The organism is Streptomyces sp. NPDC093071 (assembly GCF_044754545.1).
Classification (GTDB): Bacteria; Actinomycetota; Actinomycetes; order Streptomycetales; family Streptomycetaceae; genus Streptomyces.
Genome location: NZ_JBIVPH010000002.1, coordinates 80,990 through 96,406, shown reverse-complemented (window position 1 = coordinate 96,406; position 15,417 = coordinate 80,990). Strand labels below are relative to the sequence as shown.

Sequence of the window (15,417 nt, the reverse complement as noted above, 5' to 3'; positions counted from 1 at the left end):
TCGGGAGAACGATCCACATGCCGCTGAGCTGCAGCCGCTCAGGAGGGAAACGGCTCACCGGCATCAGTTCTCGGGCCGGCTTCGTGAGAGGAGCACTCCATGCGCGTCCGGCTGACCGGGAGGTCGCGGAGAACGAACGGACACGCGTGCAACGATGCGCCGCTTTCCGGGCCTCCGCCGGGACGCCTTGTCGGGAACGGGTACGTTGACCGACATGTGCTGATGCCGAACCGTGACGGGGCTGGTGCGGGCGGGTGGTCGTACGGCGGTGGGGTCACATCCCGGCCGCCTGCCGTTCTCTCCGGCCGGAAGCGGCTGTCAGCCGGTCGTGGCGAAGCATCCACACGAACACGACGAGTACGTTTCCGGCATCCGCTCCAGCCTGTGGGACACGGATCGAACCGACTCCTCTCCGTCCGACCTCCACGGCAGCCCTTGCCGCTTCTGCCGGGCCCTGGGGGAAACCGACGGCGAGACCGACTCCCGAGGGCCGGTGCGCGGTACCGCCGGGTCCGTAGCGGTGCAGCCCTGGCGAGCGGCGATCCGGGGTGCCGGGCCGAACGAACTGTCCGTCACGGTTTGCCGCCCTGCCTTGTCCGGAGGGACGAGTCAGGGGGCAGCCGTTGACCGGGGGCCGCCGCGGTGGTGGCGGGCATGGTGGGCGTCTGGATCCGGGCGTCCCCGCTGCACGGGTCCGCGATCCGCCGGCCGCGGCCGGCCGGTTCCCTGGGCACGCGGGCGGCCGAGCCGCTCCTGGAGGAGAGCGTCGAGCGGGTGGACGGCCGCCGCCGTGACCGGACGGTGTTCCGGCGGGAACCGGCCGCCCGCCGTTCGAGCCCGCCCCCGCGCCGACCTGACCCGACCCGCCGGTCCGGGAGCCCCGGCGTACATCCCGCTGACGAGTCGTCGGCAGCCGCGTAGCACTTGAGGACGATTCCGCGTCCGTAGGGAGACGGACTTCCCGGCCGGGAGGGAACCCCGGCACGCGGTTGCCGTCTTGGTTCCCGTGTCGACTTGATCGGCGAGTCGAGACGAGGAGGAGTGTGATGGCAGGTCAGGTGCGAGGGACGGGACGGGCCAAGGCATCGGCGCCGGAGTACCAGGGCGCTCTCGAATCGTTGTCGGTGAATGCCTCACTGCCCGAGGTGCTGGCCCGGGGCATGGAGGAGCTGCGAACGGCGGAACGGGCCGGGAACCGCCGGGAGGAGGCGCGCTGCGGGCTGGCCGTGGCGGAGGCCTGCCGCAGGCTCGGGCGCGTCGAGGAGGCCGACCGGGCGTGGAAGGCGAGCTACCGGGCGGCGCGTTCGGCCGGTCACGAGGGGGCCATGGCGTGGGCCCTGTGGAGCGGCGGCACGCTGGCCCGACAGCGGGGTGCGTTCAGGCTGGCGTACCGGTTGCTGAGGCTGGCCGCCGAGACGGGCGAGCGGGGCGGTGACGTCGTCGTGCGCGGCTACTCGCTGGCGGGGCTCGCCGAGACCGGACGCATCCAGGGCGATTACGCGGCGGTGCGGAGGCTGCACGAGCAACTGCTTGCCGAGGCCCGCCGCCGGGGCGAGGCCCGGCACACGGTGTGGGCACTGGAGGGCATCGCGCAGATGCACCGCAACACCGGCGAGTACGACGAGGCCCTGGCCCTGTTCGAAGAGGCGGCCGACACGGCGTCCCGGGCCGAGGACCGGCGCGGGTGGGCATGGGCGCTACGCGGCATCGCGGACGTGGTGTCCGTGCGCGACGCCGACGTGGAACGCGCCCTGTCGCTGCTGTCCCAGGCGGAGGAGGCCTGCCGGGAGATGCGGCTGTCCAGCGCGCTCGCCTACAACCACAAGATGCGCGGCAACGTCCTGTACCGGGCGGGCCGACATCACCAGGCCCGTGAGATGTACGCGCTGGCTCTCGAGGAGTTCCAGGAGATGGACGAGCCGCGCGGGACGGCGCTGTCACGACTGGGGCTGGTCAAGGCCTCCGCCCACCTGGGCCGCGACGCCGCGCACACTGCCGCGGACCTGGCCGAACTGCGCTCTACGCTGGACCGCATCGGGCTGCGGTACGCCCGGGACATGGTGGACAAGGCAGCCGCCGAACTGGGGGTCGGACCGCTGCCGGACCACGGCGGCCACGAGCGGGGCGCCGCGAGGCCCGTGTCGCCGGAGGCCGGGGCCGAGGCGCTTCGGACCGTCGATGTGGAGGGCCTGCGGTGAGCGCCGTTCCGACACCGCTCTCGTCCGTGTGCTCGCCGGGCGCTGCGGTTCTGGCCACGACGCGTTCCTCTCACGACCACGACCACGACCACGACCACGACCACGACTACGACTACGACGCAGCGCCGGCCCGTGTCCTGGAGCGCTGTCGCGCGCTCGTCCGGCCTGCGCTGGTGGAGGCGGTGGGCAGCCTCCACCCCTGGACCGGTGAGATGGCGGCGTACGCGCTGGGCTGGTCCGACACGACCGGTACTCCGGACCCCGGAGGATCCGAGGGCAAGGGAGTGCGCCAGGCGCTCGCCGTGCTCGGGGCGGAGGCGGTCGGGGCTGATGGCGCCAAGGCCGTTCCCGGCGCGGTGGCCGTCGAACTCGTGCACACCTTCTCGCTCCTCCACGACGACATCATGGACGGCGACGCCCTGCGCCGACAGAGGCCCGCGGCGTGGAAGGCGTACGGGACCGGCCCGGCCGTTCTCGCCGGCGACGCGCTTCTCGCCCGGGCCGTGACCACCCTGGCCGAGGCACAGGGCCGACACGCGGCGGCCGCGGTCCGCCGGCTCTGCCGGACCCTGAACGCGCTGGTGTCCGGCCAGGCGCAGGACCTGCGCTTCGAGCACCTTCCGTGGTACGGCCCCGGCGCGGTCGGATCGGATCAGTACCGGTCGATGGCCGAACACAAGACGGGCGCCCTGCTGGGCTGCGCCGTTGCGCTCGGCGCGATCCTCGGCGGCGCCCCCGACCGGACCGCGACCACGCTCGAACGGGCGGGCCGCCATCTCGGCCTCGCCTTCCAGGCGGTGGACGACATCCTCGGCATCTGGGGCGACCCCGCCGTGACCGGCAAACCCGTCCACGCCGACCTGCTCAGGGGCAAGAAGACCTTGCCGATGCTCGCCGCACTGGCCGGCGGAGGCAGGGCCGCGCGCGAACTGGCGGCGCTGCTCGACGGTCCCCAGCCGCTCGACCACGAGGCCGCCGCACATGTCGCGGCACTCGTGGAGGAACTGGGCGGGCGGACCGCGACCCGCGACGAAGCGCGTCGGCACCTGGACACCGCCCGCCGCACGCTGCGCGACGCGTCCCTCACGCACACCGCCGTACAGCGATTGGACGTGCTGTTCACGTACCTGCTCGACCGGACCAGGTGATCATCGTTCCGCCTTCGTGATCACCCCGTCGGTGACGGCTCGACGACGGGAGCGGGTACCCGCGGCCCGAGCGCCTTCGGGGCAAGATCGCCACCGGCCCGGAGAAGGAGAAGCACGACGCGGCGCTCGCCGCGTGGGAGGCCCGGGTGGCGCGACCCCCGTCGCCGTTCACCGCTCCCCGCGCCGGCGGGGGCGGGTGTGGGGCGAGGTCGTCCACCGTGCGCCTGCCGGGCTGTTCCTCCAGCTCTCGGTGGTGAGTCGTGATCGGGTGGGTGCCGGTGCGTGAGGAAAACCGTGGACGGACCCGTGATGGATCACTTACTGTGTGGATCCACGCCCTGAGACGGATGGAAGGAGGCGAGTGCCGTGCGGTTCACACCTTTCCAGCGCTCCCTCTTTCCGCTGTCCCGGCGTGGTTCGTGAAGTTCTGACCGGGAGCGCTCCGAGCAGCCCGTATCCCGGAGGAATCCATGACCGATCTGGTCATCCGCGCGCTTTCCGCGAGCGACACCCATCTCTTCGACACGCTCCCCGACCCCCTGGGCGCCCGTGAGGGCCATCGGCGTACCCGCTTCCGTCCTGACTGGAAGCGCGTCGCCCTGCGCGACGGCCAGGTCGTCGCGCGCGGCGCGTGGTGGGGCGGCCCCGACGACTCGGAGCCCGTCAACATCAACTGGTTCGACGTGGCCGAGGGAGAGGAGGAGGCCGGGGCCGAGCTTCTGCGCTCCGCTCCCCGGCAGGTCGAACTGGAGATCAACCTACCGGGAGGCTGGCGGGAAAGGACCGACCTGCGCGCCGCCGCCGAAGCGCGCTTCGCCGCCGCACGGGCTGCGGGGTACGAACTCCTGGTGGAACGCTTCCTGTACCGCTGGACCCCGCAGCGAGGTCTGCCCGAGCGGCCCGGACGCCTGCGCTTCAGCGCCGAACCCGACGACGCCGTCTTCTTCGACGCGTTGCGCCGCATCCACTCCGCCACCCTGGACGCCCACGCGCTCAGGGCCGTCGAGGAGGGCGGCCTCGACCGGGCCGCCCGGGAAGAACTCGACTTCTTCCACTGGTGCCCCTCTCCACGGGAGTGGTGGCAGATCGCGCACACGCCGGACGGCGACTTGGCCGGCATCCACATCCCGGCCCACAACCCCTCCGGCCCGACCGTCGGTTTCATCGGAGTCGTCCCGGAACAGCGCGGTCACGGCTACGCCTACGACCTCCTCGCGGAGTGCACCCACCTCCTCGTCGAGCAGGGCGCGGAATTCGTCAGCGGAGCAACAGACCGGGGCAACTTCCCCATGGCCGCGAACTTCGCCAAGGCCGGCTTCCCCGTCGTCCGTGAACGGATCAACTTCCACCCGACGGGCCAAGCGGACCGGTAAGGAGCGGCAGCGCCGACGGAGCCGGTCCAAGGACAGCTCCTGACTCCTCGTCGGCGACATTCGGGATCTGCGCCGCGGCCAACGGCCGCCACCTCTGCCCGACCTGTCCCGCAGCGGCGCCCGGTGTCTCCGGGCCCTGCCGGCGAGGTGCTCGTACGACGGGCCCGGACCCCGTGAGTCGGAGGTGCGGGCCCGTCGCGGCACGGCCGAAGGCGCTGTTCGACTCGGCCGTCCTCGCGTCACCGCTCCGGCGGTCGGCCGCCTCGCCCGCGCCGGCACGCTCGCCCGCCCCGGTGGCGAGGTGGCCACCTCGATCAGACCCCTCTCGAGTGCGGTCATCCGGTCAGTCTTGCTCGGCCGTCGGTGCGCAGAAAGAATCGAGGCATGACCGGCGACCGTCTCATGAACATCCGCAGTGACGAGTTCCGGGCCATGGCCGACAGGGTCCGGGAAGTCACGGAGCTCACTTCCCGCCTGAACGTCCTGCCCTTCGGGGACGAGGTGGGGAAGGCGGAACTGCTCGAGCGGATCCTCGGCAGGCCGCTGCCGCCCAGGGTCGCGATCTATCCGCCCTTCTACACGGACCACGGCCTGAAACTCGACCTCGCCGAGCGTGTCTTCATCAACCAGAACTGCACGTTCCTGGACTACGCCGGCATCCATATCGGCGAACGCGTGATGATCGGGCCGAAGGTCACGTTCATCACCAGCGGCCACCCTGTCGATCCCGGAGAACGACGGTTGTATCTCACCGGCGCGCCCATCGACGTGGCGGAGAACGTGTGGATCGGTGCCGGTGCGACGATCCTGCCCGGCGTCAGCATCGGTCGTGACGCCGTGGTCGCGGCCGGCGCGGTCGTGGCCGACGACGTCCCGCCGGCGAGTCTGGTGACCGGCGGGAAGGCGACCGTGCACCGGAAGTGGTGACGGGGACGTCGGGGGCCGGGCCGAACCCGGCCGCAGGCTCGCCCCGTACGCGGTGGACCGAAGTGATGTTCTGTGCAGCCGTCGGCGGCCGTGCTCCGTGCCACCCCTGCCTGACGGCCGGCCTGCTCGCCACCACGTTGCGGATGGTCGGGCTCGCCGGTCCCGCCGGTCCGGTGCTGCGGCCGCTGCGGCTCCTGACCGACGCCCTCGCGGACGACGTCTTCCCTCGCCCGGGCCGGGCGCGGACTCCGGCCGTACGGGGGTCCTGCGGATCACAGGGCCCCCTCCCGGAGGGCCCGGACCGGCGTTCTCCCGCCGCTCGGCGGAGCCCGGGAGGGCTCTGAGCGTGTCGCGGAAAGCTCAGTTCCATCCCGGAACGGGGGAGTCTCCCCGGTCCCGCCGGGCGGGCCCCGGGACCGTGGACGCCGCCCGATCCACCGCCGTCACCCGACCGGCCGTGACGGTCGTGCCGACCGCGGCGGCCGCGGGGCGCCGGCCGGCCATCCGGCACCCCAGGCAGTCGGGGTGGCCCCGACGCGCCCCGGGGTCCCGCACCCGCCAGGGCCACTCTTGCCGGGAACGGGGGCCGCTCGGCTTGCCCCGCCCGGCGAGGTGCAGCAGCCAGGTCGTGACGCCGGCCAGGAGGCCGAGACCGGTGCCGAGCAGGAGCAGCGGCGCGGAGACGGCGACGACCGAGACGCCGAGGACGCCCAGGCCGACGACCGCGAGTGCCGTGCCCGTCCAGCCGGCCAGTGTATGGCCGAGGTCCACGTCACCGTGCGTGCTCATGAAAGGTTCCTTCCTGACGGCAGGGATAGGCTGACTCAAGAGAAGATTTATCTCACGAGCTAAATTGCTTAGACTGTAAGGGAAGCTTGCGTTGGCCGACAAGGCACGTCCTCCTGCCACCCGGGAGCAGGCGCACGCCCAGATGGACCGGCTCATCGCGCTGGGCATCGTGGCGCAGCACCACATGGCGCAGCGCCTGGGCCTGAACGTCACCGACCTCACCTGCCTCGGCTTCGTCCTTGAGGCCGAGGGGGCCGGGGAACCCGTCAGCGCGGGAGATCTGGCACAGAGGGCGAACCTGACCACCGGGGCGATCACCGGTGTCATCAACCGGCTCGAACGCGCCGGATACGCCCGACGCGAGAACGATCCGAACGACCGCAGGCGGGTGTACGTCGTATCCGACGCCTCGGCCGCCGCCCGCCTCTTCGAAGCGTACGGAGGCAATCACCGCCGCATGACCGACCTCTTCGCCGACTACTCCCCTTCGGAGATCGCCGTCCTCTCGGACTGGCTCACCCGCGCCACCGCGGTCCTGGGGGTCTCGCTGGACGAGGCGCGCGAAGCCGACTGACGGCGGTGGTGGAGCCCCGGGAGGTCACGGGGACGACCCCTTCGCGACCTCCCTGGACGAGGAACCGGCGTCCCGCCGCTCTTCGCGTTCGCGGGGACGGGCCCATGGAGAACGGGCGCGTCACGGCACGGCCACATACGTGTACGGGGCTGCGCGCCTCCTGCCCGGGCGCGGTTGAGCACCTGTGCCCTGATGCGGGCCGGGGGACGACGGGAGGCCGGGGGCATGACGAACGAACCGCGCAATCCCGCCACCCCGTGGACGACGACCGTGTCGCTCGCCGGTGCTGCGGTGGCGACGTGGGCTGTCCGGCTGGGGTGGGACCAGCGCCATGACGTGTGTTCCGACGGCTCTACGACCGGCCCGTACGAGGCGTGGCGGGTGATCGGGCTGGGTCTGACTCCGTTGGTACCGGTGTGCGGGGCGGCGTTTCGGGGGCACGGGGCGGCCGCGGTGCCGGGTGCCCCGGGCGGTCCGACCCTGGCCGCCGGTTACGACTGGTCGGACGACGACAGTGATCCGTTCGCGATCGGCGCGGGGACGATCACGATCGGGAGCGCGGCCGCGACCGCTCCCGCCGCCCTGACCTCCACTCCGCACGAGTCGGTGTCCGGAGCCGACCGCCCCCCGGACACCGACCGCGCCCTCCGGCCGACCCGGGTGTCGAGTGATCACCACGAACCTTCCGAGCGCACCCGCGCGCCCGGCATGTCCGGGGGCTCGTGCGTGGTGGGCGCCGCAACGCTTGTCCTCGATGCCCGATCATGTTCGCGTGATGGGGAACGAGCCCCGCCGGTCACCCGGGCGACCGTGGAACGGTCGACGCTGAACCAGCAGGCCGGCCGTCGGGGGGAACACCGTGGCGAAGGTGCACAGGGGTCGCCGGGAGCCGGTCGATGGAGGCCGGCCGGTGCTTCGCGTCGGCGCCGACGGCCCGCTTCCGCGGCCTGGACTCCGGTCTCGCCCGGCTGCTCAGTCCTGTTCGGGCGGGATCTCCCGCCGGTGCCGACCGCGGTCGGCCACGCACTCCTTGGTCCACTCCCTCAGCAGGTGCGCCCCTTCCGGGGGCCCTGCCGGCGTCCTTCCCGCCGCCGTCGGTGAACCACTGGACGAGAAGGCCGGCGGCCGGGCGGTCGGCGTCGCCGGTGTCGCAGACCGCGCACAGTTCCAGGCGGACCGGACGCCCGTCCTCGTCGTCCTCCGGCACCACCGCGCTCACGATGAGTTCGCCCCCGCAGTGCGAGCACCGCGGCAGCCGGGCCGAACGCCTGACCCGCTCCCTGCCCGGCTCCCTTCGACGCGGACGTGCTCCTCCACCCAAACCCCGCCGGTCTGCGCCGTCAACCGCGCCGACGCGGGAGCAGCACTCGCCGGCCACGTTCTCCTCCGTTCCGGAGCCGCCGGAAGTCCGGGCCTGAGCGGGGACACTCCGTACGTCGCACACGCCGTCCTCGGCCTCCTCGTAGCCCTCGCGGGATTCGGCCGCCGACGGACTGTACGTGACCGCCGACTCCCGCGCGCGGTCGTCCTGCACCCGGAAGAGCTCCACGCCCCAGGCCGATCCTCATCGCCCCATCGCCTTCGGCACGTCGGCCGAACCCGCTCAGGATCACACCGGCACCGACGGTCCGGCTCCGACTTGCGCGGACGCTTGCTTCTGTCCACAGGGCGGCGTGTCTTGACCGGGGGCATGAGCAACGACGAGCAGTAGCCGACCCCGAGCGACGGCAGTGTCCTGGCGGCCCTCGAACGCAGGGAGCGGAAGGCGTTCACCCAATCCGCGCCGAAATCCGCGACTGCCCAGGTGGAATTCCTCCTCACTCCGGTGAAGGGGGGAGACGACCGGGGCCCTGGCCGAGCGTTCGGACGCCCCGCGCCGCACGGTGGGGCGCCACCGCGCCGAGACACCGGCAACTCCCCGGAAGCTGATGCGTGCCGCTCTGGTGGAGGAGGGCGCGTCGCGGTGAGAGCCACAGTCCAGAGCACGGATGCGGCAGCGGGCGAGTGCCTCGGACGGCATGATGGCGCACACCGTTGCCCGCTGTGGTTTCGCCGCCTCCAGGTCCTACGGCGACGGCCGCCGGCGGTACGTCACCATCGCGATCCGACTCACCTGCGCGAAGTGGAACCTTCAGTTTCAGAAGGCCGGAGCGACGTAGGGAGAGCCGCGTCCGATCGTGGCGCAGGCCGTCGCCGAGTCCCGTTCCCCCGGCTGGAGCTCTCTTGGACGGAGGCGAGCCAGTCGGTCAGCAGCCTGTTGACCTCGTCGGGGCGTTCCTGCTGGATCCAGTGGCCGCAGTCGTCCAGGAGGTGGGAGGCGGACAGGGCGGGGAGGGTGGTGGGGTAGGCGTCGATGGCGTCGGCCATCCAGGTGGTGGAGGCGTCCAGCGCGCCGCCGATGAACAGGGCGGGCTGTGTGATGGGGGCGCCGCGGTGGGGGGCGAGGTCTTCCCAGTCGCGGTCCACGTTGCGGTAGCGGTTGAGGGCGCCGGTCAGGCCGGTGCGCTCGAACTCCCCGGCGTAGACGTCGAGGTCGTCCTCGCTCAGCCATGCCGGGAGGGGGCCGGTGGGAAAGCGGTCGCGCAGCCGGCCGCCGCGGGCGACGAAGTGCGGGTCGGGCTCGCCCTCGGCGGGCATGGTGTCGGCGGACAGGGCCGCGTAGAAGCCCGCGAGCCAGCCTCGGACGTCGGGCTCGATCTCCGCCTCGGCGCGGCCGGGCTCCTGGAAGTAGGAGACGTAGAACTCCTGCTCGGGGCCGCCGATCCGGCCGAAGACGTCGGTGGGGCGAGGGCCGCCGGGCGGCGCGTACGGGACGCTCAGCAAACCGACCGCGCGGAAGACCCCGGGGTGGAGCAGGGCGGAGGTGGCGGCGATGGTGGAGCCCCAGTCGTGACCGATGACCACCGCCTCCTCCTCGCCGAGGGCGCGCACGACGGCGACGTTGTCCTCCACCAGGTCGAACATGCGGTAGGCGTCGGTCGTCTCCGGCTTGGAGGAGCGGCCGTAGCCGCGTACGTCGATCGCCGCTGCCCGGTACCCGGCTGCGGCGAGGGCCGGAAGCTGGCGGCGCCAGGAGTACCAGGACTCGGGGAAGCCGTGCACGAGCAGGACCAGCGGGCCGGTGCCCTGCTCGACCAGGTGCAGGCGCCCGGCCGGGGCCTCGACGGTGCGGTGGCGGAGTACGGCGTTCTGCTCGGATCGCATGGGGGATTTCTCCTCTGCTCGCGGGCGGTCGGCGTGCACCCGTCGATCATGCGGCGCTGCGGTCGGTCGGCGCGATCGGCGTTGCCGTTCTGGCAAGGTTGCGGGGCAGGGCGGTGAAGTGTGGGAGGGGAAGGAACGAGGACGGTGGCCGGTGGCGACGTGGCCCGGACCCTGGCGGCGATGGGGCCGCGGCTGCGGGGCGTGCGCGAGCGCCGTGGCGTCACGCTCGCCGATGTCAGCCGCGCCACCGGCATCTCGCCCAGCACGCTGTCGCGAATGGAGACCGGCCGTCGCAAGCCCACCCTGGAGGTGGTGCTGCGGCTGGCGAAGGAATACGGAGTCGCCCTGGACGAGCTGGCCGGCACCGCCCCCGTCCCTGCGCCCGAGCCCCGTAGCACTGTGCCGCGCGGCTTCGGCGACGACAAGGCGGTGTTGCCGCTGACCCGGTACGTCGGCGGCCTGCACGCCCACAAGCACGTCCTGCCCGCTGTCGAGAAGCCGTCCGGACGGCCCCGGCAGGTTTCCCACGAGGGCTACGAGTGGCTGTGCGTCCTGTACGGGCGGCTGTGGCTCGCACTCGGTGATCAGGACCTCGTCCTGGCTGCCGGGGAGGTCGTCGAGTTCGACACCCGCGTCCTCCACGGAGTCGCGAACGCCGGTTCCGATGGACCGGTCGAGTATCTGATCATGTTCGGGCCTCAGGGAGAACGTCTGCGCCCGCGCACCCGGCCGTCCGCTGGTCGCGGAGCCGGTGGCAGAAGGACGACCGAACGAGTGCCTGCTGCGGAGCGGACGCCTCGCCTGTGACGGCCGGGCTGCTTCGACCGCCCCTGTTCGCCTGCTCAGCGGATCCCGCTGGTGACGGATCCCGTGCTTCGGCCCCGTCCGGCGGGCCGTCACGGTGGCGCTCCGGCGGCGCCCGCCCCCGGGATCCGCACCACGAAGGCGAGCCCGAAGACGACGGGGACGTGGCCGCCGAATCGCCGCCGCCCCTTCGCCCCGCACGGCACCGCGCCCCGCGAGCAGGCCGATCCCGCCCGGAGTGGTCGGTGGGCCGCGGGCCTGGTTGCCACACTGGACAGATGAACGGGGACTGCCGATCGGTGGCCGACCGTGGCGCGGTTCGACGCCCGGATCGAGGAACTCCGTCCTGAGGCCGGGCGTCACGTGGCCGGCCGCGCGTGATCCCTCGAATGCCGCTCAAGCGCTTCGCCACCCCGTTCGGCAGTGAAGGGCCTCGAACCCGCGCCTTTCCACCTCGACCGCTCGCACGAGATGGCGAGTCCGCGCGAATGCGGCGGGGGCCAAGCACTTCGCACGCTTCGCTTTCCCCCTCCCCGGAACGGATACGGGGCGAGCCCGGGACCGGCTGCGGATCGAGGCAGCACGGGACCGGGTCCGCATCAGGCCCCATGGCAACCAGGAAGCCTTCGTCCACAGCTACCTGAACCAGAAGAGCCGCATGACCGGGAAGTGGAGACCGGCACGTTCTCAGCCCTCCCCCCCCCCGGCAGCACGGGGAGTCGGCCGTCGGGCCGCGCGATCCCGGTCGGCGCCCCCTGCTTATCGCGGAAGCGCCGAGGAACCGAAGTGAACGGCACCACGACGTGGAGGGGGCCTGAGCGGCTTCCTCCACGGGTGATCCCGGCACGGCCGCGCTCACCCGGGAAACGCCCGGCCCTCCGGTCGCCCCCGCCGTAGCCACCGCCCACCATCACGAGGCCGGCTGACGATCGCTCAACGGCGCGTACGGAGTCCGGAACGGCCCGTCGCCACGGGGCCCCGCCGCCTCGCCGGTGACGGCAAACCTGTGGGCACGTCGACCGCCCCGATTCGACTGGTCCTCCGATAAGGACAAGCCGGGTTCGAAAAGGGGGCGGTAAGGGAATGGTGAAGGATTGGCGCGCCCTGTGGGGAGGGATCGGATCACATCGCCGCTTTTGGGACGGTGAATTCCTCATAATCATCCGGTGGGTGTCTCGTCGTATCGCCCGAACCCGTCGGTAAATTGTGACAGGGGCCACTTTCCTGGGCCCGCGAACGATGCTGACCAGGTGAAACTTCGGTTCGGTACTTGAGTGAAGGTCCCACTCATGGATTCACGACGGCGGGGTATGGTCGATCTCGTCCGGGCGTCAGGACGTCCGTCGGGCATCAAGTGCTGTGCATAGCCGCCGGACTTGAAGAGACAGGGGACAAAGCGCCGGGGATTTTGACGGGAAGGGAAAACGGGGCACATGCGGGTCCCGAGCACGAAGGCCGACCAAAAGACGTTCGAGGCGAGGCGAACCGATGAATGCTCCGACCACCACGTCGGCCGACGGGGACAGGTCCGGCGACGGTGCCGACGGCAGTCGGGACGCGGGCTGGTTCGGCCGAAACCCCCGGCAGCACCAGGGGGAGGTGTCCCGGGAAACGGCGAGCCGTGCACCCGGCCGCCCGGTCACACCGGTACATCCGGTGGGAAGCGGTACCGGCCGGACTCGCACGGCACACGAGTCACCCGCCCGGCCCCGGACCCGGCCTTCCGGGTCGGCACCCGCCCCGGGGGACATGTCCGACGCCGCCCTCCTGCGCCGCACCATGGCCGAGATCGAGCCGATCGCCGACAAGGTCACCTCGCACTTCTACGCCCTGCTCTTCCTCCGCCACCCCGACCTGCGTGCCCTCTTCCCCGCGGCGATGGACGCGCAACGCGACCGCCTCTTCAGGGCGCTCCTCACCGCCGCGACCCATGCGGAGGACACCGAGACCCTGACGACGTACCTGTCCCACCTCGGCCGCGGGCACCGGAAGTACGGAACCCTTCCCGAGCACTACCCCGCCGTCGGTGAATGCCTCATCGGCGCCCTCTCCGGCCATGCCCCCAGGAGCTGGGGGCCGCGAACCGAGGCCGCCTGGGTCGGTGCCTACACCACGATCTCCCAGATCATGATCGACGCGGCGGCCGAGGACGAGCTGCGCGCCCCCGCCTGGTGGCAGGCGGAGGTCGTCGCGCACGAGATGCGCACACCGGACATAGCGATCGTGACCGTCCGCCCCGACCAGCCCTATCCCTTCCTCGCCGGCCAGTACACCGCCCTCGAGACGCCCTGGTGGCCGCGCGTCTGGCGGCACTACTCCTTCGCCTCCGCGCCACGCACCGACGGGCTGCTCTCGTTCCACGTCAAAGCCGTTCCGGCGGGCTGGGTCTCCAACGCCCTGGTGCACCGCGCCCGTCCGGGGGACGTGATCCGCCTCGGCGCCCCCACCGGATCGATGACCGTGGACCACCACACCGACAACGGGTTGCTGTGTCTCGGCGGCGGCACCGGCATCGCGCCCATCAAGGCCCTCGTCGAGGACGTGGCCCGGCACGGCCGCCGCCGTTCCGTCCAGGTGTTCTACGGAGCGCGCCGTGGCCACGACCTGTACGACATCGAAACCATGCTCCGCATGCAGCGGTCGCACCCGTGGCTCTCGGTGCGGCCGATCGTCGACGACGGCCACGGCGGCGCCCCCGGCCACCGGCTCCCTGAAGCCGTCCGTGAGTACGGCCCCTGGCACACCTACGACGCGTACCTGTCCGGTCCGCCCGGCATGATCCGCCGCGGCGTCGACACCCTGCTGGGCATCGGTGTTCCCACCCACCGCATACGGCACGACTCCATCGAGGAACTGGTCGGAGCAAGGAATTGAGCACATTCGAACAGACCGAGCGCCGGCAGGCGACGCCACCGCCACCGCGCACCACCCGTCCGGGGAGTGACGGCGAGCATCTCGTCCAGCAGCTCACGGGCACCACCGAGCGGGCCGACAAGTTCTACGCCGAGCAGGTTCTCGACCGGCTCAACACTCGGATGCAGGAGTTCGTGGCGCGCCAGGAGATGTTCTTCCTGGCGACCGCCGACCGTCGGGGCGAGTGCGACAACACCTTCCGCGCCGGTCCGCCCGGCTTCCTCCACGTCCTCGACGACCGGACCCTGGCCTATCCCGAGTACCGCGGTAACGGAGTCCAGGCCAGTCTCGGCAACATCGGGGAGAACCCCCACGTCGGCCTCCTGGTGATGGACTTCCTCCAGGACCGCATCGGGCTCCACGTCAACGGCACGGCCCGGGTCCTGGACGACGGGGAGATGCGCGACGCGCACGCCGGACTGACGTGCGACCCCGTGCCCGGACGTCGGGCCCGGGTGTGGGTGCTGGTCGCGGTGGAGGAGGCGTACGTCCACTGCGCCAAGCACATTCCGCACCTGCGGAAAGCACCTCGCCGCGACTCCGGCCGCGCGTGGGGAACGGACGACTTCAAGCGCAAGGGCGGGGACTTCTTCGGAGCCGCGGCGGAAGCACCGGAGCGAGGCTCGTTCCTGCCGCCACCGCGCGCGGACGCGGCGACGTGGCGAGCGCAGGCCGAGAAGGCCCTGGAGCGGGCGGAGCGGCGCTCGGCCGAGGCGGGGGAGCAGGTGTTCAGCGGCTGGTTCCGCCGAAGGGTGACCGCGTGACCGGCACGGGGGAAGGGGCCGGCCGAGACGCCCGGGTTCTTCCCCCGTCGACGACGTCAGCCCCACATCGCGCGCGGACGCTCCGGTGTTCGCCGGGGCCGCTGCATCATCGACGGGTGAACCCCGTGAGCTTCTGATCAAGAGAAGCGCGGTCTGCGGCAGCGTCAGGCGCCGGTTACGCCGGGTGTCCTCCGACTCGCCCAGGGCGGGGGCGCGGATCTCCGGCACGTCGATCTCGAACGCGGCGAGGATCCGGGAGTCGGGGTCAGCCGGAGCCGGAAGTCGGCGGGTACCCGGGCGTTGTCGTGGATCGTCGTCCGCGGAAGGCCGAGATGACCAGCGGTGCCGTACGCCTCGTCCGCGACCGAGAGGCCGAAGCCCGTCCACGCGCCGGCCGCGGAGCCGTCCCCGCCCGCCAGTGCGGCCTCCGGCGGGCCGCGAACCTTGAGCCGGCTCCTCGGGGAGGGGTGGTGTCCTCGAGGTCCACTGGCGAGGCGTACCCGGCGAGCACGACCACGGGCCCGTGCCCGACCCCCGGGGCGGATGGGATCGGGTTGGTGGTGGTCCGTCTCCCCAGCCCGTCGAGCACGGGATCGTCCTCCGGTGAACACACCGCGACCATCGGGCTCCGGCAGCCCACCGGGCGCCACCCCTGAGCGGTCCGCCCCGGCAGATCCGAAGTCGGGACCACGACGAGTACCCGGCCGTCCGCGAACGGCTCCA

11 protein-coding genes are annotated in these 15,417 nt (G+C 72.1%); 8 read left to right on the top strand and 3 right to left on the bottom strand.

Going from position 1 to position 15,417, the window contains the following annotated elements:
• The first annotated feature begins 1,046 nt into the window (after positions 1 to 1,046).
• The 4 genes from ACIQD7_RS06310 (at position 1,047) to ACIQD7_RS06295 (ending at position 5,646) form a co-directional block, all read left to right on the top strand.
• Positions 1,047 to 2,198, top strand: a complete 1,152-nt coding sequence (locus ACIQD7_RS06310) for a tetratricopeptide repeat protein (RefSeq protein WP_402439875.1) — start codon at positions 1,047 to 1,049, stop codon at positions 2,196 to 2,198.
• A gap of 137 nt (positions 2,199 to 2,335) precedes the next feature.
• The gene (locus ACIQD7_RS06305) at positions 2,336 to 3,346 is read left to right on the top strand and encodes a polyprenyl synthetase family protein (protein WP_402441362.1); all 1,011 of its coding nucleotides are present in this window, start codon (positions 2,336 to 2,338) and stop codon (positions 3,344 to 3,346) included.
• 470 nt (positions 3,347 to 3,816) lie between these two features.
• Entirely contained in the window at positions 3,817 to 4,719 is a 903-nt protein-coding gene (locus ACIQD7_RS06300) for a GNAT family N-acetyltransferase (protein ID WP_402439873.1), read from the top strand.
• Positions 4,720 to 5,103: 384 nt separating this feature from the next.
• Positions 5,104 to 5,646, top strand: a complete 543-nt coding sequence (locus ACIQD7_RS06295; protein WP_402439870.1) for a DapH/DapD/GlmU-related protein — start codon at positions 5,104 to 5,106, stop codon at positions 5,644 to 5,646.
• A 360-nt stretch (positions 5,647 to 6,006) separates the two neighbouring features.
• Here ACIQD7_RS06295 and ACIQD7_RS06290 read toward each other — a convergent pair whose 3' ends face one another.
• A complete protein-coding gene (locus tag ACIQD7_RS06290; protein ID WP_402439868.1) occupies positions 6,007 to 6,435 on the bottom strand; it encodes an HGxxPAAW family protein in 429 nt (142 codons plus the stop codon).
• A gap of 142 nt (positions 6,436 to 6,577) precedes the next feature.
• On the opposite strand from ACIQD7_RS06290, the gene ACIQD7_RS06285 reads away from it, so the two are divergent.
• Complete coding sequence (locus tag ACIQD7_RS06285) at positions 6,578 to 7,009, top strand: MarR family transcriptional regulator (RefSeq protein ID WP_402441361.1); 432 nt, start codon at positions 6,578 to 6,580, stop codon at positions 7,007 to 7,009.
• A gap of 796 nt (positions 7,010 to 7,805) precedes the next feature.
• On the opposite strand, the gene ACIQD7_RS06280 is transcribed toward ACIQD7_RS06285, so the two are convergent.
• Together ACIQD7_RS06280 and ACIQD7_RS06275 are read right to left on the bottom strand one after the other, a co-directional pair.
• A complete protein-coding gene (locus ACIQD7_RS06280; RefSeq protein ID WP_402439867.1) occupies positions 7,806 to 8,228 on the bottom strand; it encodes a DUF6300 family protein in 423 nt (140 codons plus the stop codon).
• Positions 8,229 to 9,118: 890 nt separating this feature from the next.
• Positions 9,119 to 10,213, bottom strand: a complete 1,095-nt coding sequence (locus tag ACIQD7_RS06275) for an alpha/beta fold hydrolase (protein ID WP_402439865.1) — start codon at positions 10,211 to 10,213, stop codon at positions 9,119 to 9,121.
• 144 nt (positions 10,214 to 10,357) lie between these two features.
• Here ACIQD7_RS06275 and ACIQD7_RS06270 point away from each other — a divergent pair, with 144 nt between their 5' ends.
• The 3 genes from ACIQD7_RS06270 to ACIQD7_RS06260 all read left to right on the top strand — a co-directional run bounded on the left by ACIQD7_RS06270 (position 10,358) and on the right by ACIQD7_RS06260 (position 14,694).
• Positions 10,358 to 11,020 (top strand): helix-turn-helix domain-containing protein, encoded by a 663-nt coding sequence (locus ACIQD7_RS06270; protein ID WP_402439863.1) that lies wholly within the window; start codon positions 10,358 to 10,360, stop codon positions 11,018 to 11,020.
• A gap of 1,485 nt (positions 11,021 to 12,505) precedes the next feature.
• The gene (locus tag ACIQD7_RS06265) at positions 12,506 to 13,891 is read left to right on the top strand and encodes a globin domain-containing protein (protein ID WP_402439861.1); all 1,386 of its coding nucleotides are present in this window, start codon (positions 12,506 to 12,508) and stop codon (positions 13,889 to 13,891) included.
• Positions 13,888 to 14,694, top strand: coding sequence for a pyridoxamine 5'-phosphate oxidase family protein (locus ACIQD7_RS06260; RefSeq protein WP_402439859.1), 807 nt, complete (start codon positions 13,888 to 13,890; stop codon positions 14,692 to 14,694). Before ACIQD7_RS06265 ends, ACIQD7_RS06260 begins: the two co-directional genes overlap by 4 nt.
• The last annotated feature ends 723 nt before the right edge of the window (positions 14,695 to 15,417 follow it).

Coding starts and splice junctions, on each gene's coding strand:
- ACIQD7_RS06290 (WP_402439868.1), bottom strand. CDS start 6,435: ATGAGCACGCACGGTGACGTGGACCTCGGCCATACACTGGCCGGCTGG.
- ACIQD7_RS06265 (WP_402439861.1), top strand. CDS start 12,506: ATGAATGCTCCGACCACCACGTCGGCCGACGGGGACAGGTCCGGCGAC.
- ACIQD7_RS06295 (WP_402439870.1), top strand. CDS start 5,104: ATGACCGGCGACCGTCTCATGAACATCCGCAGTGACGAGTTCCGGGCC.
- ACIQD7_RS06300 (WP_402439873.1), top strand. CDS start 3,817: ATGACCGATCTGGTCATCCGCGCGCTTTCCGCGAGCGACACCCATCTC.
- ACIQD7_RS06275 (WP_402439865.1), bottom strand. CDS start 10,213: ATGCGATCCGAGCAGAACGCCGTACTCCGCCACCGCACCGTCGAGGCC.
- ACIQD7_RS06310 (WP_402439875.1), top strand. CDS start 1,047: ATGGCAGGTCAGGTGCGAGGGACGGGACGGGCCAAGGCATCGGCGCCG.
- ACIQD7_RS06285 (WP_402441361.1), top strand. CDS start 6,578: ATGGACCGGCTCATCGCGCTGGGCATCGTGGCGCAGCACCACATGGCG.